At 71.3% G+C, this 19,698-nt stretch carries 18 protein-coding genes; 4 read left to right on the top strand and 14 right to left on the bottom strand.

The features are described 5' to 3' along the window. Positions 1–3: 3 nt before the first annotated feature. Together GH740_RS06740 and GH740_RS06735 are read right to left on the bottom strand one after the other, a co-directional pair. Positions 4–714, bottom strand: a complete 711-nt coding sequence (locus GH740_RS06740; protein ID WP_153745302.1) for an ABC transporter ATP-binding protein — start codon at positions 712–714, stop codon at positions 4–6. Continuing rightward, positions 701–1,483, bottom strand: a complete 783-nt coding sequence (locus GH740_RS06735; RefSeq protein WP_153745301.1) for an ABC transporter ATP-binding protein — start codon at positions 1,481–1,483, stop codon at positions 701–703. Before GH740_RS06735 ends, GH740_RS06740 begins: the two co-directional genes overlap by 14 nt. Positions 1,484–1,795: 312 nt before the next feature. Here GH740_RS06735 and GH740_RS06730 point away from each other — a divergent pair, with 312 nt between their 5' ends. Then, positions 1,796–2,662, top strand: coding sequence for an IclR family transcriptional regulator (locus tag GH740_RS06730; RefSeq protein WP_216644914.1), 867 nt, complete (start codon positions 1,796–1,798; stop codon positions 2,660–2,662). A gap of 92 nt (positions 2,663–2,754) precedes the next feature. Here GH740_RS06730 and GH740_RS06725 read toward each other — a convergent pair whose 3' ends face one another. From GH740_RS06725 to GH740_RS06680, 10 genes are all read right to left on the bottom strand, one after another. Then, positions 2,755–4,005, bottom strand: a complete 1,251-nt coding sequence (locus tag GH740_RS06725) for an ABC transporter substrate-binding protein (RefSeq protein WP_153745300.1) — start codon at positions 4,003–4,005, stop codon at positions 2,755–2,757. Positions 4,006–4,020: 15 nt separating this feature from the next. Further along, a complete protein-coding gene (locus tag GH740_RS06720) occupies positions 4,021–5,160 on the bottom strand; it encodes a branched-chain amino acid ABC transporter permease (protein WP_153745299.1) in 1,140 nt (379 codons plus the stop codon). Beyond that, positions 5,157–6,041, bottom strand: coding sequence for a branched-chain amino acid ABC transporter permease (locus GH740_RS06715; protein WP_153745298.1), 885 nt, complete (start codon positions 6,039–6,041; stop codon positions 5,157–5,159). Before GH740_RS06715 ends, GH740_RS06720 begins: the two co-directional genes overlap by 4 nt. Next, positions 6,038–6,898 carry an ABC transporter ATP-binding protein gene (locus tag GH740_RS06710; protein ID WP_153745297.1) on the bottom strand — a complete coding sequence of 287 codons (861 nt, stop codon included), beginning with the start codon at positions 6,896–6,898 and terminating at the stop codon, positions 6,038–6,040. The genes GH740_RS06715 and GH740_RS06710 overlap by 4 nt, the downstream gene beginning before the upstream one ends. Beyond that, positions 6,895–7,689 carry an ABC transporter ATP-binding protein gene (locus GH740_RS06705; RefSeq protein ID WP_253941274.1) on the bottom strand — a complete coding sequence of 265 codons (795 nt, stop codon included), beginning with the start codon at positions 7,687–7,689 and terminating at the stop codon, positions 6,895–6,897. The genes GH740_RS06710 and GH740_RS06705 overlap by 4 nt, the downstream gene beginning before the upstream one ends. Before the next feature lie 146 nt (positions 7,690–7,835). Continuing rightward, positions 7,836–9,014, bottom strand: a complete 1,179-nt coding sequence (locus GH740_RS06700) for an acyl-CoA dehydrogenase family protein (protein ID WP_153745295.1) — start codon at positions 9,012–9,014, stop codon at positions 7,836–7,838. Beyond that, a complete protein-coding gene (locus GH740_RS06695; RefSeq protein ID WP_153745294.1) occupies positions 9,011–9,880 on the bottom strand; it encodes an amidohydrolase family protein in 870 nt (289 codons plus the stop codon). The genes GH740_RS06700 and GH740_RS06695 overlap by 4 nt, the downstream gene beginning before the upstream one ends. Next, positions 9,877–11,478 carry an AMP-binding protein gene (locus tag GH740_RS06690; protein ID WP_153745293.1) on the bottom strand — a complete coding sequence of 534 codons (1,602 nt, stop codon included), beginning with the start codon at positions 11,476–11,478 and terminating at the stop codon, positions 9,877–9,879. The genes GH740_RS06695 and GH740_RS06690 overlap by 4 nt, the downstream gene beginning before the upstream one ends. 2 nt (positions 11,479–11,480) lie before the next feature. Next, complete coding sequence (locus GH740_RS06685; RefSeq protein WP_153745292.1) at positions 11,481–12,386, bottom strand: SDR family NAD(P)-dependent oxidoreductase; 906 nt, start codon at positions 12,384–12,386, stop codon at positions 11,481–11,483. Beyond that, positions 12,383–12,844 (bottom strand): MaoC family dehydratase, encoded by a 462-nt coding sequence (locus tag GH740_RS06680; RefSeq protein ID WP_153745291.1) that lies wholly within the window; start codon positions 12,842–12,844, stop codon positions 12,383–12,385. The genes GH740_RS06685 and GH740_RS06680 overlap by 4 nt, the downstream gene beginning before the upstream one ends. Positions 12,845–12,945: 101 nt before the next feature. On the opposite strand from GH740_RS06680, the gene GH740_RS06675 reads away from it, so the two are divergent. Next, complete coding sequence (locus GH740_RS06675) at positions 12,946–13,740, top strand: IclR family transcriptional regulator C-terminal domain-containing protein (protein ID WP_153745290.1); 795 nt, start codon at positions 12,946–12,948, stop codon at positions 13,738–13,740. Between the two features lie 93 nt (positions 13,741–13,833). Here GH740_RS06675 and GH740_RS06670 read toward each other — a convergent pair whose 3' ends face one another. Together GH740_RS06670 and GH740_RS06665 are read right to left on the bottom strand one after the other, a co-directional pair. Continuing rightward, positions 13,834–14,958 carry an NDMA-dependent alcohol dehydrogenase gene (locus GH740_RS06670; RefSeq protein WP_153745289.1) on the bottom strand — a complete coding sequence of 375 codons (1,125 nt, stop codon included), beginning with the start codon at positions 14,956–14,958 and terminating at the stop codon, positions 13,834–13,836. Positions 14,959–15,041: 83 nt separating this feature from the next. Beyond that, positions 15,042–16,484 (bottom strand): aldehyde dehydrogenase, encoded by a 1,443-nt coding sequence (locus GH740_RS06665; protein WP_216644913.1) that lies wholly within the window; start codon positions 16,482–16,484, stop codon positions 15,042–15,044. A gap of 102 nt (positions 16,485–16,586) precedes the next feature. Here GH740_RS06665 and GH740_RS06660 point away from each other — a divergent pair, with 102 nt between their 5' ends. Both GH740_RS06660 and GH740_RS06655 read left to right on the top strand, forming a co-directional pair. Next, a complete protein-coding gene (locus GH740_RS06660) occupies positions 16,587–18,320 on the top strand; it encodes a dihydroxy-acid dehydratase (RefSeq protein WP_153745288.1) in 1,734 nt (577 codons plus the stop codon). Beyond that, positions 18,317–19,672: an FAD-dependent oxidoreductase gene (locus GH740_RS06655; RefSeq protein WP_153745287.1), complete on the top strand. Its 1,356-nt coding sequence runs from the start codon at positions 18,317–18,319 to the stop codon at positions 19,670–19,672. Before GH740_RS06660 ends, GH740_RS06655 begins: the two co-directional genes overlap by 4 nt. Positions 19,673–19,698 lie beyond the last annotated feature (26 nt).

The following is a 19,698-nucleotide window of genomic DNA, read 5'->3' as shown; positions in this document are numbered from 1 at the left end:
CGGTCAGCCTCCCAGGTATGCGCGTCGGATCTCGTCCATCCCCTTCAACTCCGCCGTGGTGCCGGAGAGGGCGTTGCGCCCGGTCTCCAGCACGGTGGCGGAATCGACGAGGGTGAAGGCGAGGTTGGCGTTCTGCTCGACGACCAGCATCGCTATGCCGGACTCGCGGCGCAGCCGGCCGATGGCCTCGTACACCGTCTTCGCGGTGCTCGGTGCGAGCCCGAGGGATGCCTCGTCCAGCAGCATGAGCCGCGGCCGCGCCATGATCGCCCGGCCCACCGCGAGCATCTGCTGCTCGCCGCCGGACAGGGCCGACGCGTTGGAGCGGATGCGGTTCTGCAGCTGGGGGAACAGGTCCAGGCAGTAGTCGATGTCGTGCGCGACGGCCTTCTTGTCCCGGCGCAGGTACGCGCCCACCCGGAGGTTCTCGCGCACCGTGAGGTCGCCGAGCGTGCCGCGTCCCTCGGGGACGTGGGCGATGCCGAGCGCGGCGACCTTGTCCGGCCGGAGGCTGCGGATCTCGGTGCCGTCGAATGTGATGCTGCCGCCGGCGCGCACGGTGCCGCTGATGGCGCGCAGCGTCGTCGTCTTGCCGGCGCCGTTCGCACCCAGGATGCCGACGGCCCCGCCCTCGGGCACCGACAGCGACACGGTGTCCAGAACCTGGACCGGGCCGTAGAACGCGGTCACATCCGTCAGTTCAAGCAGCGGCATCCGCGGCGTCCTTCCCGATGTAGGCCTCGATGACCCGCGGGTCCGACTGGGCCTGCGCGGCGGTGCCCTCCATCAGCTTGCGGCCATGGTCGAGCACGACCACGCGATCGGTGAGCGCCGCGATCAGCCCCATGTTGTGCTCGACGATGATGACGGTGATGTCGTCCTCCTCGCGGATGCGGCGCACGCTTGCGATGAGCTGCTCGACCTCGGAGTGCGGCAGGCCCGCCGCCGGCTCGTCCAGCAGCAGCAGGCGCGGCTTCATGAGCAGGGCCCGGCACAGCTCGATGCCCTTGTGAAGGCCGTGCGAGAGCTCGTCGGCGCGCACGTCGGTGGCCCAGCCCAGGCCGTTGTGCTCGAGCAGCGCCCGCGCCTCGTCGCGCAGGCGCCGCTCGGCACGGGCGGTGTGCGGCAGCCGCAGCGACCACTCGAGCGGCCCGCCGGGCAGGCGGGTGTGCGCGCCCAGCAGCACGTTCTCCAGCACCGTCTGGTTCAGCTGCAGCGCGGGATGCTGGAACGTGCGCGCGAGACCGTGGCGGGCGAGGGTGGCCGGGCGCGCACCGCGCACCTCTTCCTCATCGATGCGGATCGAGCCGCCGCTGGGGCGGTAGTGTCCGCTGATGCAGTTGAACAGCGACGTCTTGCCGGCGCCGTTCGGCCCGACCAGTCCGAAGATCTGACCGGGCTCCACCTCGAACCCGACGTCGTCGAGCACCTTGACGCCACCGAAGTGCAGGCTCACGTCCTGCAGCGTCAATCGAGCAGCCATGCTCGCCTCCCATGTCGTCATCGTCCCGGGTCGGACGGTCTCGGCCAGTGTCGTCGGGTTCGCGTCCTCAGGTCAGGACGGACACTGTCCTTGGCATGGGACGGTACGGATCCGCGCTTGGATTGTCAACGATTTTGGTGTGAGGTTACGCGTGTCTTTACCCAACCGTTGTCGACCGGCTTCGGCGATCCGCAGGTCACCACCAGAATCCTCTCACCGCGCCGCGTTCGGGGCTCCGTTTCCCTTCAACGGAACTCGCGCACGGCGCCCGCGTCGCGGCGGGCGGGTAGCCTGGCGTCGGAGGAGGTCGTGGTGGCACGGGGATCGGACGGCGAATCGGCGCTGCGCAAGCACCTGCGGGTGCTCGAGGCGTTCGACACGCTGCGCCCGTTCCTGACGCTGACCGAGATAGCGCACACCGCGGGTCTCGCCCCCTCCACCGCCCACCGGCTGGTCGCGCAGCTGGAGGCTGAGGGGATGCTGGAGCGCCTGCCGGACCGCACCTACCGGCTCGGCGTGCGGCTGTGGGAGTTCGCGTCGCGCACGCCCGGCGCGCTCGGCCTGCGGGAGCTGGCCCGGCCGTGGATGAGCGGCGTGCACGCACGCGTGCGTCAGCACACCCAGCTGGGGGTCCGCAGCGGGCGGGACGTCCTGTTCATCGAGCGGATGTCGACCCGCGAGGCCGTGATAAACGCGACACTGATCGGCGGTCGTACGCCGATGCCGGTGTCCTCGAGCGGGCTGGTGCTGCTCGCGCACGCCGACCCGGAGACCCTGGGCGACGTGGTCGCGGCCGGCTGGCCGCGGTTCACCGCGCAGACGATCGTCGGCGAGGCCGCGCTGCGGGCGCGCCTGCGTCGCGTGCGCGCGGACGGGTTCGCCGACCTGCCCGGCCACATCCACGACCAGTCCCGCGGTGTCGCGGTCCCGGTGATGGGCCCGCACGGCGTGGTGTACGCGGCGCTCGGCGTCGTGATCCCCAACGACGGGCGGTCCGCCCGGGGGATCATCGAGCTGCTCACACTGGCCGCTGCCGGCGTCACCCGGGCCCTCGAGGACGCCTACCTGCCCGACGGTGCGCCCGCCCACGGCCGCGGCGTGCACGCGCTCGTGAACAGTTCACTGGCGTCCCTGGACTATTTCGCGGGCCTCGGCGAGGAGCGGGCGGCGGCGGGATAGCCGCGCTCGCGGCATCCGCCCCACACGCGACTGTCGCCTGCCGGGTCGTGCGCGGGCACGAGCGTCGGCAGGCGACAGTGGGCGGCGTCGGCTCAGAACCCGGGGCCGCGGCCCTGCGGCGCCACGTAGTTGGACGCTATCGACCTCAGGCTCCCCGGCGCCTTCGGGTCGTACGAGAAGATCGACGAGGTGTCCGGCTGCAGCCGGTCCGCGGCGGGACCGTACGTCATGTCGCCGTTCAGGCCGAGGTAGCTCACCTTGTCCAGGGCGTCCATCGCCTTCATGATGCCGGGTCCGGACAGGTCTCCGAGCTCGACGGCCTTCGTGAGGATCGTGGTCGCGGTGATCGCCTGCATGAACCCGTACACGTTCTGCATCGTCGGGGCCTTGCCCAGCTGCTCGGTGAGCACCTTGATGCCCTCGATCGAGGTGTCGTCCAGGTCGCCGGCGAGCCCGGTGATGAGGAAGTGGTCGTGCAGGTAGCCGGCGATGTCGGTGTCCTTGAACGACTGCGCGATGGCGAAGAACTCGGCCAGCCACGTCGGCGAGTACGACAGCTGCGTCGCGGCGGCGACGAGGTTCGGCACGTTGTTGGTCGCACCGCCGAACACGACCACCTGGCACTTGGCGTTCTTCAGCGTCTGCACCTGCGCGGTGAACGCCGCGTCGGTGGGGGCGAACTCGGCCTTCGGCCCGACCGTGAAGCCCAGCTGCTTCGCGGCGTACTCGAGGCCGTCCTGCCGGGCCTGCCCGGACTGGTCGGCCTGGATCATCGAGCACACTATCGAGTCCTTCGTGATCTTCCCGTGCTCGAACAGGTACGACATCGTGTTCCACACGTTCGACTGGTACGACGTGAACGTCATGCCCAGGTTCTCGTCCTTCGTGAACCGCGAGCTCTGCGTGGACGGCAGCGCGACGGCCTTGTTCTGCTGCAGGATCGGCAGCAGCGCCTCGGTCGACGGATCGCCGAGCACGCCCGACAGCATCACGACCTGGTCCTTCACGCGCTGGTACTCCTGCACCGCCAGCTGCGGGTTGTACTGGTTGTCGGCGGTGACGATCTCGACCTTGTACTTGCCGGCGATGCCGCCCGACGCGTTGATGTGGTCGTAGTACGCCTGCTGGCCGGCGACCTGCTCGTTCGAGGAGGGCGCCAGCGGGCCGCTGAGCGCCGTCATCTGGCCGACGTGGATGACGCCCTTCGCGGCGTCGAATCCGGGGACGGATCGAAGTTGCTGCGGGCCGGTGGTCTGCGTGCCGCCGGTATTCTGCACGGCGCAGGATGTCAGCAGCAGCGTCGCTGCGACGACGGCGAGGACGCCGGTGGTGCGAATCTTCACTATGTGTGTCCTTCCTCAGGGATGCGGATTCTCAGGGGTGCGGGGATCGGGTGCGGCCGGCCCGGCCGTGGCATCCCGCCGCCGGCGAGGGAGCCGGAAGAACGAGATGAGGCCACCTCGGCGGAACAGGAGGAACAGGACGATGAGAACGCCGTAGACGACCAGCCCGAACCCCGAGACGCTGATCCCGCCGTGCTGGCCGGGTTTGGCGATGAACGGCAGGTAGTCGGCCAGCCAGATCGCCAGCACCGGGACCAGGCCGATGAACAGCGATCCCAGGACCGGCCCCCAGACGGTGGCGAGCCCTCCGATGACGACGATGGCGACGTACTGGATCGACAGGTCCAGGCCGAAGTTCTCCGGGCGGATGTACTGCAGCAGCACGCCGAGCAGGCCGCCGGCGATGCCGGCGAACACCGACGACACGATGAACGCGTTCATCATCGCGGGCAGTCGCCGCACGCCGAGCACCTCGGCGGCCAGGTCGTGGTCGCGGATGGCCTGCATCGCCCGGCCGGAGCGCGACCGCACGATGTTCGCGGTGGCCAGCAGGATCAGCGCGAGCACGCCCCAGCACAGGATGAACATGCCCTGCTCGCGGGTGAGCAGGAACGGGCCGACGCGCAGCGCGGCGAAGTCGACCGGGCCGATCGCCACCGGCGCGGTGACCACGGTGCCGTTCAGCCCTCCGGTCAGGGCGGGGAGGTTGCGGGCCGCGTAGATGCCGATGTATACGAGCCCCAGCGACACGATGGCCAGGTACGGGCCGCGCAGCCGCAACGCGAACGGGGCCACCATCGCGCCGAGCGCTCCAGCGAAGAGTCCCGCCAGCGGCAGCCAGAGCAGCAGCGGCAGGCCGAGCTGGCCGCCCAGCACCTGACCGGCGAAAGCGCCGGCGCCCACGAAGAAAGCGTGGCCGAGGGAGATCTGGCCGGCGTAGCCGGTGAGAAGGTTGAGCCCTGCGGCGGCTATGGCCGCGACCGCGGCGGTGGCCAGGACCGTCAGCACGTAGCTGTCACCGATGTTCAGCGGGATGGCGACGATGGCGACGAGGAACACTATTGCGAGGATCTTGGTGGTCAGGGTGTCGAAAAGCCGCGGGGCGCGGGCGCGGTCGCTGCGGGCGAGGACACCGTCGACGGTGGTGGCGGTCATGCGCGTCGTATCTCCTCTGTGCCGAACAGGCCTGCGGGCCGGATGAGCAGGATCGCGAGCATCACGAGGTACGGCACGACGTCGGAGAACCCCGACCCCCAGTTCTCCGGGACCAGAGAGACCGTGAACTGCTGGACCACGCCGATGATCAGCCCGCCCACCACGGCGCCCAGCGGCGACTCCAGCCCGCCGAGGATGATGACCGGCAGGGCCAGGAACGCGTAGACCTCGAGGCCGGGCCGCACGCCGCCGCCCACGGTCGTGGACAGCACGACGCCGCCGAACGCGCCCAGGGCTCCGGCGATGCCCCAGGAGATGCCGTAGACGAAGCGGGTGCTCACGCCCTGCGCCTGCGCGGCCTCGCTGTCGATCGCCGTGGCACGCAGGCTCAGCCCGATCCGGGTGAACCGGAAGAACACGAAGAACGCGGCCAGCAGCAGCGCGGTGATCGGGATGAGGGTCGCGTCGCGGGCGGTGATGCCGATGCCGGCGACGCGGATCACGTTCAGCGCCCACGGGTCGCCGAGGTTGAGCGAGTCGCCGGGCCAGATGGCGGTGATCAGCGGGCCGATGGCTATCGTCACACCGAACGTCACGAGCAGGGCGACGAAGTGGTCGGTGACGCGGTGGACCACGAGCGCCTCGAGCGCGACGGCGAACACCGCCACTATCGCCATCGCTGTCACGACCCCCACCCAGAACGGCAGGCGGGCCTGGTGGATCAGCGCATAGGAGAGGTACGCGCCCATCACCACGAAGCTGCCCTGGGCGAGGTTCAGGATGCCGGACGCGCGCGCGACCACGACGAACCCGAGGGACAGCACGGCGTACAAGCATCCCAGCGCGACACCGGAGACGAGGGTCTGCAGGATGTCGGTCATCGTGCGGCTCCCTTCCTGGTGGCGGCCCGCGGCAGGGCGAGGCCGATGTTCCCGGTGACGGTCGCATCGCCGGCCTCGGCGTCCTCGCCGCCGAGGTACGCGGAGATCACGCGGGGGTCGGCGATCGCCGCGCGCGGCGGCTCGATCGTGATGGTGGTGCCGAAGTCGAGGACGAGCGCGCGGTCGCCCAGGCGGGTCACCAGGCCCATGTCGTGCTCGATCATGACGACGGTGAGCCCGAGTTCGCGCTTGGCGACGAGGATCCACTCGGCCAGCTCGTCGGTCTCCTCCTCGTTCATGCCCGCGGCCGGCTCGTCGAGCATCAGCAGGCGCGGCTCGACGGCGAGAGCGCGGGCCAGCTCGATGCGCTTCTTGATGCCGTAGGGGAGGTCGCGGATGGGGCGGCGCAGATAGTCGCCGAGCCCCATCAGGTCGATGAGCGGCTCGCATGCGCGCCGCGCGACGGCCTCCTCGCGCCGGGCGCGGCCGAACCAGGCGGCGCCGGTGAGCACGCCGGAGCGCATCAGCCGGTGGCGACCGAGCACGACGTTGTCCATGACATCCATCTGCTCGAACAGGGCGAGGTTCTGGAACGTGCGGGCGATGCCCAGGCCCGCCAGCGCCGACCGCTTCGCGTCCAGCAGGGAGGCGCCGTCGAAGCGGACGTCGCCTCCGGTGGGCCGGTAGATGCGGCTGATGACGTTCAGCAGCGACGTCTTGCCGGCGCCGTTGGGCCCGATCACGGTGAAGAACTCACCGGGATGGACGTCGAACGTGACCCCGCGCAGGATGTGCAGCCCGCCGATCGTGAGCTCGACATCCTGGACCTGCAGCAGCGGGCGGGGATCCGTGCTCATGCGGCATCCTCCGTCCCCAGCCCCAGCAGCAGGCGCTGCAGGCCCTCGTCGGCGCGGAGGTTCGCGGCGGTGTCGGTGTGCACGATGCGGCCATGCTCGATGACGTAGCCGCGGTCGGAGACCGCCAGCGCCATCGTCGCGTTCTGCTCGATCAGCAGCACGCTCGTGCCGGTGGCGCCGATCGCGCGGATGGTGTCGCCCACGAACGTCACGAGCTTCGGGGACAGGCCCAGGGTGGGCTCGTCGAGGACCAGCAGCCGCGGCGAGGACATCAGTGCGCGGGCGACGGCCAGCATCTGCTGCTCGCCGCCGGAGAGGAGCCCCGCGGCCTGGTCGCGGCGCTCGGCCAGCCGCGGGAACAGGGTGAGCATGCGGTCGCGGTTCTCCCGCAGCTGGGCGCCGCGCACGGTGACGCCGCCCATCTCCAGGTTCTCCGCGACCGTCATCGCGCCGAAGATGCGGCGGCCCTCGAGCGTCTGCGCCACGCCGTGGCGGACGACGCTGCGCGGGGAGCGGCGGGTGACGTCGGTGCCGAAGCTGTGGATGCGTCCGGCCGTGATGGAGCCGCCCTGCGCGGGCAGCAGCCCGGTCACGGCACGCGCGAGCGAGGACTTTCCGGCCCCGTTCAGGCCCATCAGCGTGACGACCTCGCCGGCGGCAACGGTCAGGCTCGCGTCGCGCACGGCCGTGATCGAGCGGCCGTACCGCACGCTGAGTCCGGCGATCTGGAGCGCGAGCCCGCGCTCGGGCGCCGTGGTCGCGGAGCGACCGGGCGCGTCGTCGTCAAGCAATGGACGTGTCCTCTCGGCGGTGAGATCGACCTTCGGCATCCGCTGCTTCCGCAGCAGGTTCCCCTAGTATCAGGCAACCTGAGAATCAAATCAAGTGCCAGTCTGCCTGAGACTGGACGGAGTCCCTGCGCGGCGGAGGGCGCCGGTCAGCGGGTGAAGGCGCCCAGCCCGGTCAGCGCACGGCCCACGATGAGCGTGTTCATCTCCCGGGTGCCCTCGAACGTGTACATGGCCTCGGCGTCGGCGAAGAAGCGCATGGCGTCGCCGGTGAGGAGGATGCCGTTGCCGCCCATGATCTCGCGGGCCAGGGCCGCCGACTCCCGCAGCCGGTCGGCGGCGATGAGCTTCAGCAGGCTCGGCGTGACGTCGTCCTGGAGCGGATGGGTGGTCGTGCGGACCGCGAGCGCCAGGGTCTGCGCGATGTTCGCGGTGATCCGCACGAGCTTGTCCTGGATCAGCTGGAACCCCGCGATCGGCCGGCCGAACTGCCGGCGCTCCTGGGCATAGTCCGCGGCCGCGCGGTAGGCGCCCAGCTGCATGCCGGCGGCTGCCCACACTATCGTCGCGCGCAGCTCGCGGAACGCGCGGTTGATGTCGCGGAACGACTCGATGCGCGGCAGGCGCCGGTCCTCGCCGACGCGTACCCCCTGCAGCGTGATGTCGGCGTTGTGCACGAGGCGCGCGGCGCCCTTGTGCGCGATGACCTCGCGGTGCAACCCGGGGGCGTCGGCGGGCACGACGAACGCGAGCACGCGCTCGCTGCCGTCCTCGCGGGCGACCACGACGATGTTGTCGGAGATCGTGGCGTTGCCGATCCAGCGCTTGGCGCCGTCGATCACCCAGTCGGCGCCGTCGCGGCGCGCGGTGGTCTCCAGGCCGCCGGCGACGTCCGATCCGTGGTCGGGCTCGGACAGCGCGAAACATCCGGTGAACGAGAAGTCCAGGATGCCGGGGTCCCACGCGGCGATCTGCTCGGGGCTGCCGCCGGCGTGCACGAGCGTGCGGAACATGCCGACCTGTCCGCCGTAGGTGATCGACATCGCGAGGTCGAGGCGGCACAGCTCGAGCGTGACGTAGCCGCGGTACAGGGGGCGCAGCGCGCCGTTCCCGTCGAGCAGGTCCGGGTCGTCCAGCAGGTGCAGTGCGGCCAGCGGCGCGCGGAAGTCGGCGAGGTTCTCGCCGCGCTCCCACCGGTCCACGAGCACGGGCCGCACGTGCTCGTCGAGGTACGCGCGCAGCAGCGCGAGCTTGTCGCGCTCGGCGTCGGTGAGGTCGTCGGCGAAGCCGAGCAGGTCGCCGGGGTAGTCGAGCGCGGCGGCGGTCATGACCCGTCCAGGCCGAGCAGGCGCACCGCGTTGTCCTTCAGGACGAGCTGGACGACCTCGTCGGGAAGCTCGAGGCCGGCGAAATCGCGCAGCCAGCGGTCGGGGGTGAGGGCGGGGAAGTCCGAGCCGAACAGCATCTTGTGCTTGAGGTAGGTGCGGGTGGCGCGCACGAGGGCCGGGCTGAAGTACTTCGGCGACCAGCCGGACAGGTCGATCCACACGTTGGCCTTGTGCGTGGCGATCGAGATGGCCTCGTCCTGCCAGGGCACGCTGGGGTGCGCCATCACTATCTGCAGCTGCGGATGCCGCGCGGCGACCTCGTCCAGGAGCATCGGGTTGGACAGTCCCAGCCGCAGGCCGAGGCCGCCGGGCATGCCCGCGCCCACGCCGGTCTGCCCGGTGTGCACGACGATCGGCAGCCCGGCCTCCTCGATCGCGGCGAAGATCGGGTCGTGCGTGGGATCGGACGGGTCGAAGCCCTGCACGGTGGGGTGGAACTTGAAGCCGCGCACGCCCAGCGCCATCTGACGCCGCAGCTCGTCCAGGGCGGCCGCACCCTGCAGCGGGTCCACCGACCCGTACGCGATGAGCGTGTCCGGGTTGCGGGCGGCGCCGGCGACGATGTCGTCGATGCTGTTGGGCGCGTGTCCGGAGTTCGTGGTGGCGTCCACGGTGAACACGACCGCCATCATCGCGCGCTCACGGTAGTACGCCGCCGTCTCGTCGACGGAGCGGGCGGGTTCCCCGCTGCCGAAGTAGCGGCTCATCGCCTCGCGCTGCTCGTCGGACGCGCCGTAGTGGCCGCTGTCGTCGACCTGGATGTGGACGTGCGTGTCGATGGCGCGGATGTTCTCGAGGGCGCTCATTGGTGCTCCTTGTCGCGGTCGTGGACGACCTCGTCGCGCATCCGGCCGATGTCGACCTTGCCAGTGGGGGTGCGGTCCATCGAGGTGCGGAAGAGGATGTGCCGGGGGCGCTTGTAGCCGGCGAGGATGCCGTCCACGTGCGTGAGCAGCTCCTCGGCGGTGACGTCGGCGGCGGGCTCCACGACGGCGGTCACGAGTTCGCCGAAGCGCGGGTCGGGGACGCCGAGGACGACGGCGTCGGCGACGGCGGGGTGCGTGAGGAGGGCCTCCTCCACCTCGAGCGGATAGATCTTCTCGCCGCCGGAGTTGATGACGCCGCTGCCGCGGCCGAGGAACTCGATGTGCCGGTCGTCCTCCACGCGCACCCAGTCGCCGGGGACGACGTGGCGCACCCCGCCGATCACGGGGAACGTGGCCGCCGTCTTGGCGGGGTCGCCGTGGTAGCCCAGCGGGAGCGCGCCGCGCTGCGCGAGGACGCCCAGCGCGCCGGGCCGGTCCTGCACCTCGCGCTGCTGCTCGTCGAGGACGACGGCGGACGGGAACAGCTTCGGACGGCCGGGCAGGTCGGCGACGCCGCTCGTGGTGGTGACGGCGAACCCGCCGCCCTCGGTGGAGGCCAGCAGGTCGTGGATCGTGATCTCGCCGAGCTCGTGCAGCCGCCGCTTGCTGTCCGGGCTGAACCGCATCCCCGAGCTCATCACCGACGTCACCGTGGGAAGGCGGACGCCCAGGTGCTCGGCGGCCTCGACGAGCGGGATGGTGACCGCGTCGCCCGCGACGATGATGCGGGTGGCGCCCTCGGTGTTCGCGAACCGGACCGCGGCTTCGGCATCCAGCCGCGGCGAGCACGTGATCAGCACGGTCCCGCCGACGGTGAGAGTGTTCATCGACGTCGTCAGCGCCGTTCCGTGCATGAACGGGGCCAGCGGCAGGTTCACCATGCGCGGGTGGCGCGGGTCGCTCGCTATCCCGACGGCCTCCTCAAGGGTGTGCGGCCACGGGCGGTCCGACAGCGAGTACGTGGCGACCATCTGCGCCTCGAACATGTCCTGCTCGTCCCAGCGCACCGCCTTGGGCCGCCCGGTGGTGCCCCCGGTGTAGATCCAGAACTCGGTGTCGTCGGGGGCGGCCTGCGGCAACGCGGCGGTGCCGGTGACGGCCTCGGCCCAGGGCAGGCCCGGAGCCTCGGCGGTGTCGTCGTCGGCGACCGCGATGAGGTCCACGGCGTGATCCGCCGCGGCGACGGCATCCCCTGCCACCGCCGCCAGCGACGTCGGGTAGATCAGCACCGCCGCGGCGGAGTCGTCCAGCAGCGCCGTGACCTCGCCCGCGCGGAATCGGTAGTTCAGCGGCACCGGGATGACGCCGGCGGCCAGGCACGCGAAGAACGTGATCAGGAACTCGGGCCGGTTGTACAGCAGGATCGCCACGGTCTGACCGGCGCGCACGCCGCGCGCGGACAGGGACGCCGCAAGCGCCCCCGCCTCGCGGGCGAAGCGCTCGTACGTGAAGCGCTCGCCGTCGATCGTCTGCAGCGCGACCCGGTCGGGGACCGCACGGGCCACCGCCTGCCAGAGGTCGGCGTAGTGCGCGCGCATCGTCAGTCCTTGGCGGGCCCGGACGGCTGCGCCTGCGCGGCGAGGTCGTCGTGCCAGGCGGCGTCGATGTCCTCGGGCGCCCAGCCGTCGTCATGGTTCAGCGCGCGCAGCGCCGACGGGTGCGCGTACAGCGTGAGCCGGTCGCCGCCGATGCCGATGGCCTGCCCGGTCACGTCGGCGGACGCGTCCGAGGCCAGCCACACGATGAGCGACGCGACATCCTCCGGCGTTCCCAACGCGTTGTCGCGCCGGTAGGTGACGGGGATGGGCGTGCCGGCGAGGTAGTCCTCGTACACCTGCGTGTACTTCGGGATCGTGGCGGTCATCGGCGACAGCGCGGTGGGGATCACGGCGTTCGCGGTGATCCCGGCGCGCGCGAGCTCCAGCGACCACGTGCGGGCCATCGCGACCAACCCCGCCTTCGCGGTGGCGTAGTTCGTCTGGCCGAAGCTCCCGAACTGGCCGGCGGGCGATCCGATCAGGATGATGCGCCCTCCGTCGCCCTGCTCGCGCATCCGGGTGGCGGCGGCGCGTCCGCACGTGAACGAGCCGCGCAGGTGCGTGGCGATCACGAGGTCGAAGTCGTCGTCGCTCATCTTCCACAGCACCCGGTCGCGGAGGACCCCCGCGTTGGCGACGAGGATGTCGAGCCTGCCGAATTCGTCGACCGCGGCGGCCACGAGCGCGTCCGCGGTGGGGGTGGGCCCGACGGGTGCGATCACGGCTGTGGCGCGGCCGCCGGCGGCGCGGATGTCGTCCACGGTCTGGCCGGCGGACTCCGCGTCGATGTCGTTGACGACGACGGCGGCGCCGGCGGTGCCGAGGGCAAGGGCGTACGCGCGGCCGAGGCTGCGGCCCGCGCCGGTGACGATCGCGACCTTGCCGTCCAGGCGGATCGGCGCGCTCATCGGTAGTACCTCAGCACGAGCTCGGCCACGCACGCGGGCTTCGCGCCGCCTTCGACCTCGAACGTGACCGGGACGATGACCTGCCAGCCGCCGCCGATGTCGGTGACGTCGGCGATCTCGCCGGACACGCGGATGCGCGAGCCGACCGGGACGGGCGCGGGGAAGCGGACGCGGTTCAGGCCGTAGTTGATGCCCATCCCGGCGCCGGTGATCCGGAAGATCTGCCGCATGTGCGTGACGACGAGGCTCAGCGTCAGCAGGCCGTGCGCGATGCGGGTGCCGAACGGCGTGTTCGCGGCGAACTCCGCGTCCACGTGGATCGGATTGTCGTCGCCCGAGATCTGGGCGTACAGGTTCACCTCGTCCTGCGTCACTTCGCGCCAGTCGGACGGCCCGAAGGCGCGTCCCTTCAGCTCGGGCAGGTCCTCGATGGTCGCGGATACCGCGTTCTCGGCCATGTCACCTCTTCCGCGTCGATGCGTGTCGTGTGCGAGCGATAGTGCTCTATCTCAGGTTACCTGATAATTGGACGGGTGTCAGGCGGCCCTAGGATGAGGCCGTGACAGCCGACCGATCCCGCGACCGCGTGCAGAGCATCGAGCGGGCGTTCGCCGTGCTGCGCGTGTTCGACCGGCGCGCCACCGAACTGTCGGCGGGCGAGGTCGCCGCGCGCGCCGAGCTGCCGCGCCCGGTGGTGCGCCGCATCCTGCTGACGTTCGAGCACCTCGGCTACGTCCGCGGCCGGAAGGGGCTGTGGAGTCTCACGCCGCGCATCCTGGAGCTGGGCGCCGCGTACTTCTCGGCGTCCTCGCTGCCGGAGATCGCGCGCAGCGCGATGGACGACGTCGTCGCGCAGCTGGGGGAGACGTGCAGCCTCGGCGTGCTCAGCGGGCCCGACGTCATCCATGTGGCGCGGGTCGAGGACCACCGCCCGCTGCCCGGATCCATCCATGTCGGCGGGAGCCTGCCGGCGTTCGCCACCGCGGTGGGCAAGGTGCTGCTGGCGGATCTGCCGGCGCCGGCGTTCGAGACGTATCTGTCCCGCGCGGTCCTGGAGCGGTACACGCCGGCGACGCTGACGGACCGCGACCGGCTGCGCTCGCGGATCGCCCGGGTGCGCCGGCAGGGATACGACGTGTCGATCGAGGAGCTCACGCCGGGCAGCGTCGCCGCGGCCGTGCCGATCGCGGTGGAGGGCGAGGCCGTGGGCGCGCTCGGGATCTCGTCGACCACCGTGCGGCAGGACGAGGCATCCCTCACCCGCGACGCGGTGCCGGTGCTGGCCGCGGCCGCCGAGCGCATAGCGCGCGGCTACCTGGGCGCGAACCCGAACCTGCGCATCCCGAACCGCTGACCCTGCCGCCCCGCGCGTGAGGGGACGCGAATGGCGGGAATGATCGCCGTCATTCCCGCCATTCGCGTCCCCTCAGCGAGTGAGGGGTGGGGATCAGAAGAGGATGCCGCCTCGGATGTTGCGGCCCTCGATCATGTCGCGGTAGCCCTGGTTGATGTCGTCGAGCGGGTACATCTTGGTAATCAGCTCGTCGAGCTTGAGCTGCCCCGCGTGGTACATCTGCAGCTGGCGCAGCACGTCGGCCTGCGGGTTGGCGTGCCCGTAGATGGTGCCCTGGATGCGCTTCTGGTAGCGGGTGAGCTCGAGCGGGCTGATCGGGATGCCGGTCTCGCTGTCGGGGGCGATGCCGGTGATCACCGCGACGCCGCCCTTGCGGATCGACGACACGGCCTGCGCGACGTGCTCGCCGGAGACGACGCCGACCGTGACGATGGCGCGGTCCGCGCCCTGCCCGTTCGTCACGGAGCGGGCGTAGTCGGCGGCCTCGTCCATGGAGGCGAAGGCGTGCGTGGCGCCCAGGCGCAGCGCCGCCTCGCGCTTGAGCTCGACGGGGTCGACGGCGATCACGTCGACGGCCCCGGCGTGGTGCGCGCCCTGCACGGCGTTGATGCCGACGCCGCCCACGCCCATCACGATCACGACGTCGCCGGGGGCGGTCTCGGCCGCATAGACGGCGCTGCCCCAGCCGGTGCCGACGCCGCAGCCGAGCAGCCAGAGCTTGTCGAGGTCGTCCGCCGACGGCAGCTTGATCGTCGAGTCCACCGACACGAGGGTGTGCTCGGAGAACGAGCCCACCTGGCACATCTGCCCGACCGGGGTGCCGTCGGCCAGCGCGAACCGGTAGCTGTTCTCGTCGTCGAACCGGTGCCCGGCCAGCAGGTACCGGCCCCGGTCGCAGAGGTTCGTCATGCCCGACGCGCACCAGCGGCACTTGCCGCAGCTCGGGATCCACGTGAACACGACGGCATCCCCGACCGCCCAGCCGGGCGTGTTCGGGCCGACGGACTCGACGATCCCGGTGCCCTCGTGGCCGCACACCATCGGCAGGTGCCCGGCCACGCTGTCGCCGGTCATCATGTGGTAATCCGAGTGGCACATGCCGGCGGCGACCACCCGGACCCGGATCTCGTTCTGCCGCGGATCGTCGACGATGACGTCGGCGACCTCGAACTCGCCGGGAACCTTGCGGACGATTGCGGCGCGGGACGTGATGGGCATGCTCCTCCTTCGGAACCGGTGCGGACGGTCGACGTCGACCGGAATATCAGGTTACCTGCAAATGGATGCGACGGCCAGGCCGCTCAACGGAAGATCGACGTGCTCTCGCGATAGTTTTCGATGGCGTCGGGACCGAACTCGCGGCCGAGGCCCGAGTCCTTCGTGCCGCCGAACGGCGAGCCGAGGTCTGGGGCGTACCCGTTGATCCCGATCGAGCCGGTCTGCACGCGCCGCGCGACAGCGAGGGCCTGCTCCTCGTCGCCGCCGAAGACCGCCCCGGCCAGCCCGTAACGGGTGGCGTTCGCTATGCGCACGGCGTCGTCGATGTCCGTGTAGGGGTGGATGCTGATGGCGGGGCCGAAGATCTCCTGCTGCGCGATCATGCTGTCCACGCCCGCGCCCACGATCACTCGGGGGGCGAAGAACCAGCCGCGGTCCGGGGTGGGCGTGTCGCCGGCGAGGATCGTCGCGCCCTCGGCGCGGGCCTGGTCGAGCATCCCCGTCACGCGCTGCAGCGCGCGCTCGGACACGAGGGGCCCGACCTCGGTCGCGGCGTCCTTCGGGTCGCCCACGCGCAGATCGCGGGCGAGCGCCACGACGGCGTCGACGACCTCGTCGTAGCGGGATGCCGGGGCCAGCACCCGCGACAGCGAGACGCAGTTCTGACCGGAGTTGCCGAACGACGCGTAGCGCAGGCTGGCCGTCACGGTGGACAGATCGGCGTCCTCCAGCAGGAGCGCCGCGGACTTGCCGCCGAGCTCGAGCGTGGCCGGCACCAGGCGGGAGCCGGCGGCTGCCGCTATGTGGCGGCCGGCGGCGGTGGACCCGGTGAAAGCCACCTTGTCGACGTCCGGGTGCGCGACGAGGGCCTGGCCGGTCTCGCGGCCGCCGGGGACGATGTTGATGACCCCGGGCGGCAGGCCGATCGCCTGTGCGGCGCGCGCGAGGGCGAAGATGTCCAGCGGGGACTCGGCGGCCGGCTTTATCACGACCGTGCAGCCGGCGGCGAGGGCCGGGCCGAGCTTCAGGGTGGTGGAGGACTGCGGGTGGTTCCACGGCACTATCAGCGCGGCGACGCCGAGCGGACGGCGCAGGTGCAGGGAGTGCCCCGCGCGGTCGACGTTCGCGCGCTGCTGCTCGGTGTGCAGCTCGCGCGCGAGGCGCGCGTAGTAACGCAGGTGCTGGACGGGCCGGATGCCGTTCATGAACCGCGCCACGGAGACGGGTTGCCCGATCTCGTCGACGACGAACGACGATATATCGGTCGCGCGCTCTTCGAGGTGGTCGGCGAGGCGGTCCATCCACTCGCCGCGCTCGGCGGGGGACAGTCGGGGCCACGGCCCGCGGTCGAACGCCTCGCGCGCCGCGCGCACGGCCCGGTCGACGTCGGCGGCGGTGCCGTCGGGGGCGTGACCGATCACGGTCTCGTCGAACGGGTTGACCACGGTCAGGGAGGCGGCGCCGGTGGGTGTGAGGAATTCCCCGCCGGCGAAGACTGTCTCGGAGACGATCGTTGTATCGGGCACGGGGGCAGGCTAACACCGGCGACCCGAAGATGTCACGCATTGCGACCAATCGACCGCCATGCGTACACTGGAGGCGACCACCCACCGAAGGCGATGAGGGATATGACCGAACTGCGCAGCAATTTCTCCCCGTCGTCGGCACTGGGGATCGCCCGGCGAGCGGAGTGGCGGCCGCTGGGGATCCGTGCCGACGAGCTCCACAAGCCGAAGGTCGCGATCGTCAACAGCTCGTCCGACCTCGCCGCGTGCTTCGCGCACCTGGACGACATCGTCCCGGTCCTCAAGCAGGAGCTGCGTGCGCTCGGCGTGCTGCCGTTCGAGATCCGCACCGCGGCGCCCAGTGACTTCATCACCAGCGCCGGCCGCGGCGGCAGCTACATCCTCTCCGCCCGCGACCTCATGGTCAACGACGTGGAGGTCGCCGTCGAGGGCGCGCAGCTCGACGCGATAGTGGCGCTGAGCTCCTGCGACAAGACCACCCCGGCGCACCTGATGGCGGCGGGGCGGCTGAACGTGCCGACGATCATCATCCCGTGCGGCTACCAGCACAGCGGCCTGGCCGCCGGCCGCGAGGCCGACGTCGAGGAGATCTTCCTGCAGGCGGCGATGGCCGCGGTCACGAAGGAGCCCACCGACCACCTCCAGGAGATGGCCGACGACGCGATCCTCAGCCCCGGGGTCTGCGCGGGCCTGGCCACCGCCAACTCGATGCACATCGTCGCGGAGGCCATCGGCATGGCGGTGCCCGGTGCCGCGCCGGTGCGCGCGAACAGCGAGCGGATGTGGGACAACGTCCGCCGCTCGGCGGCGGCCCTGGTCCACATGATCGAGCACGACATCCGCCCCCGCGACATCATCACGGCCGGCTCGATCCGCAATGCCGTGCGCACGATGCTCGCCGTCGGCGGATCCACCACCACGATCAAGCACCTGCAGGCCGTCGCCGTCGAGGCCGGCGTCGATGTCGACGTCTGGGAGGCGTACCGCACGCTCGGGCGCTCCACACCGGTGCTGTGCTCGGTGCGCCCGAACGGCGCAACCCTGACCGAGCAGTTCGAGGACGCCGGCGGCGCCGCCACGATCCTGCGCGAGCTGATGCCGCTCCTGGAGGGCGAGGCGCTCACCGTCACCGGTCGCACACTCGCCGAGAACGCGCAGGACGCGGTTCCGGCGGACGGGGATGTCATCCGCTCCATCGAGGCCCCGTACAGCACCGACCCGGCGATCGTCGTGCTGCGCGGCACGCTCGCCCCGGGCGGCGCGGTCGCGAAGCGCCCGGTGCCCGATCCCGGTCCCAAGCAGTTCACCGGCCCCGCCCGCGTGTTCGACACCCGCGAGCAGGCGATCGACGGGATCTCCGACGGGACGCTGCAGCCCGGCGATGTCGCGGTGATCCGCGGCATCGGCGCGGTCGGCGGCCCCGCGCTCGGATTCACGTCGTCGTTCATCTTCGCGCTGAACGCGCGGGGCCTGGCCGACAAGGTCGCGTTCGTCACGGACGGACAGTTCAGCGGCCTCGTCAACCAGGGCATCACGGTGGGCGAGGTCTCGCCCGAGGGCATCGCCGACGGTCCGCTGGGCCGCGTGCGCGACGACGACGAGATCTCGATCGACCTGGCCACCGGCAGCCTCGACCTGAACGTGCCCGCCGACGTGCTCGCCGCGCGGGAGGTGTACGCGCCGACCGTCAAGCGCGACACCGGCGGGGGATACCTCGACCAGTACCGCGAGATCGTCCAGCCGCTCTCATGCGGGGCGGTCCTCGGATGCCGCGCGTGCGGAGCGTGCGACGGCCACGAGAATGCGGTGTTCGCGGGATCGGAGGCGTCGGCATGAGCGCCACCGTGCACCTTCCCGCCCGTGACGTCCCGGTCATCGGCGAGTACGACGTCGTCGTCGTCGGTGGCGGCCCCGCCGGCATCATGGCCGCCACCGCGGCCGCCCGCGCCGGACGTTCGACCCTGCTCATCGAGCGGTACGGGTTCCTCGGCGGCGCCGGCACGATGGGGGGCCTGAGCACTTTCTGCGGCCTGCACGCCCGCGTGCACGGCGAGGACCTCCGGGTCATCCGCGGCTACACCGACGAGCTGCTCGAGCGTCTCGAGCAGCTGGACGGCCTGAGCGAGCCGCACCTGTCCGTCGAACAGCGCATCCAGGCGCAGGCGTTCGACATCTCCGCGTACAAGCTGGCCGCCGACGATCTCGTGCTGGCGGCCGGTGCCGAGCTGCTGTTCCACGCATCCGTGCAGGGCGTGGTGACCGGCGCGGACGGACGCCTGGACGGCGTCGTGGTCGAGTCGAAGTCGGGCGCGGGCGTCATCCGCGGTCAGTTCTTCATCGACACGTCCGGGGACGCGGATGTCGCGGCCATGGCCGGTGCGCCGTTCGAGCGCAGCGAGCACCTGCTGTACCCGTCGCTGATGTTCCGCATCAACGGCGTGCACCCCGACGAGGCGGGCCAGGCCTGGAAGACGATCGCCCGGATCATGGAGGAGGCCGAGGCCGCCGGGACCCACCGGTTCCCGCGGAAGAAGCCGATAGTGCGGCCGCAGCGCAATCCGCTGGAGTGGCGCTCCAACCTCACCCAGCTCTCCAACGACGACGGTTCGGCCGTGGACGGCACCGACGTGCGCCAGCTCACGCACGGCGAGATCCAGGGCCGCCGTCAGGTGCGCGACACCTTCGCGTTCATCCGCGAGCACACCCCCGGTTTCCAGGACTCGTACGTGGTCGACATAGCGCCGCAGATCGGCATCCGCGAGACGCGCCGCATCGTCGGGCCGTACCAGCTCACCGAGGACGACGTGCTCGGGTGCGCGGACTTCGACGACACCATCGGCGTGAACGGGTGGCCGGTGGAGGCTCACGTGGCCGGGGACGTCGAGTTCCGGTTCGCGCCGCGCGAATCCCGCGGATTCAACCAGCTCCCGTACCGGATGCTCGTGCCGCAGCACGTGGACAACCTCCTGGTGGCGGGGCGCTGCGCGTCGATGACGCAGCGCGGGCAGTCGTCGGGACGGGTCACCGGGCCCTGCTTCGCGATGGGGCAGGCCGCGGGCACCGCGGCCGACATCGCGCTCGCGTCCGGGACGACGGCGGCCGCCGTGGACACCGCCGTGCTGCAGCGGCGCCTCGAGCAGGACGGGGCGTACCTGGGCACGACGGCGCCGGTGGCGACAGCGCTGTGATCGCCACGGCGCCGCGCTAGCCTGGA

The sequence above is a fragment of the Microbacterium sp. SYP-A9085 genome, from assembly GCF_009649635.1.
In the GTDB taxonomy this organism is placed as follows: domain Bacteria; phylum Actinomycetota; class Actinomycetes; order Actinomycetales; family Microbacteriaceae; genus Microbacterium.
Note: the sequence above shows the minus strand (reverse complement) of the source record. Positions and strands in the feature narration are given on the sequence as shown.

What these genes read in the sequence shown, in the direction of transcription:
- GH740_RS06660 (WP_153745288.1), top strand. Translation starts at nt 16,587, where the DNA reads ATGACCGAACTGCGCAGCAATTTCTCCCCGTCGTCGGCACTGGGGATC.
- GH740_RS06740 (WP_153745302.1), bottom strand. Translation starts at nt 714, where the DNA reads ATGCCGCTGCTTGAACTGACGGATGTGACCGCGTTCTACGGCCCGGTC.
- GH740_RS06700 (WP_153745295.1), bottom strand. Translation starts at nt 9,014, where the DNA reads ATGACCGCCGCCGCGCTCGACTACCCCGGCGACCTGCTCGGCTTCGCC.
- GH740_RS06680 (WP_153745291.1), bottom strand. Translation starts at nt 12,844, where the DNA reads ATGGCCGAGAACGCGGTATCCGCGACCATCGAGGACCTGCCCGAGCTG.
- GH740_RS06720 (WP_153745299.1), bottom strand. Translation starts at nt 5,160, where the DNA reads ATGACCGCCACCACCGTCGACGGTGTCCTCGCCCGCAGCGACCGCGCC.
- GH740_RS06710 (WP_153745297.1), bottom strand. Translation starts at nt 6,898, where the DNA reads ATGAGCACGGATCCCCGCCCGCTGCTGCAGGTCCAGGATGTCGAGCTC.
- GH740_RS06715 (WP_153745298.1), bottom strand. Translation starts at nt 6,041, where the DNA reads ATGACCGACATCCTGCAGACCCTCGTCTCCGGTGTCGCGCTGGGATGC.
- GH740_RS06695 (WP_153745294.1), bottom strand. Translation starts at nt 9,880, where the DNA reads ATGAGCGCCCTCGAGAACATCCGCGCCATCGACACGCACGTCCACATC.
- GH740_RS06685 (WP_153745292.1), bottom strand. Translation starts at nt 12,386, where the DNA reads ATGAGCGCGCCGATCCGCCTGGACGGCAAGGTCGCGATCGTCACCGGC.
- GH740_RS06690 (WP_153745293.1), bottom strand. Translation starts at nt 11,478, where the DNA reads ATGCGCGCGCACTACGCCGACCTCTGGCAGGCGGTGGCCCGTGCGGTC.
- GH740_RS06655 (WP_153745287.1), top strand. Translation starts at nt 18,317, where the DNA reads ATGAGCGCCACCGTGCACCTTCCCGCCCGTGACGTCCCGGTCATCGGC.
- GH740_RS06735 (WP_153745301.1), bottom strand. Translation starts at nt 1,483, where the DNA reads ATGGCTGCTCGATTGACGCTGCAGGACGTGAGCCTGCACTTCGGTGGC.
- GH740_RS06670 (WP_153745289.1), bottom strand. Translation starts at nt 14,958, where the DNA reads ATGCCCATCACGTCCCGCGCCGCAATCGTCCGCAAGGTTCCCGGCGAG.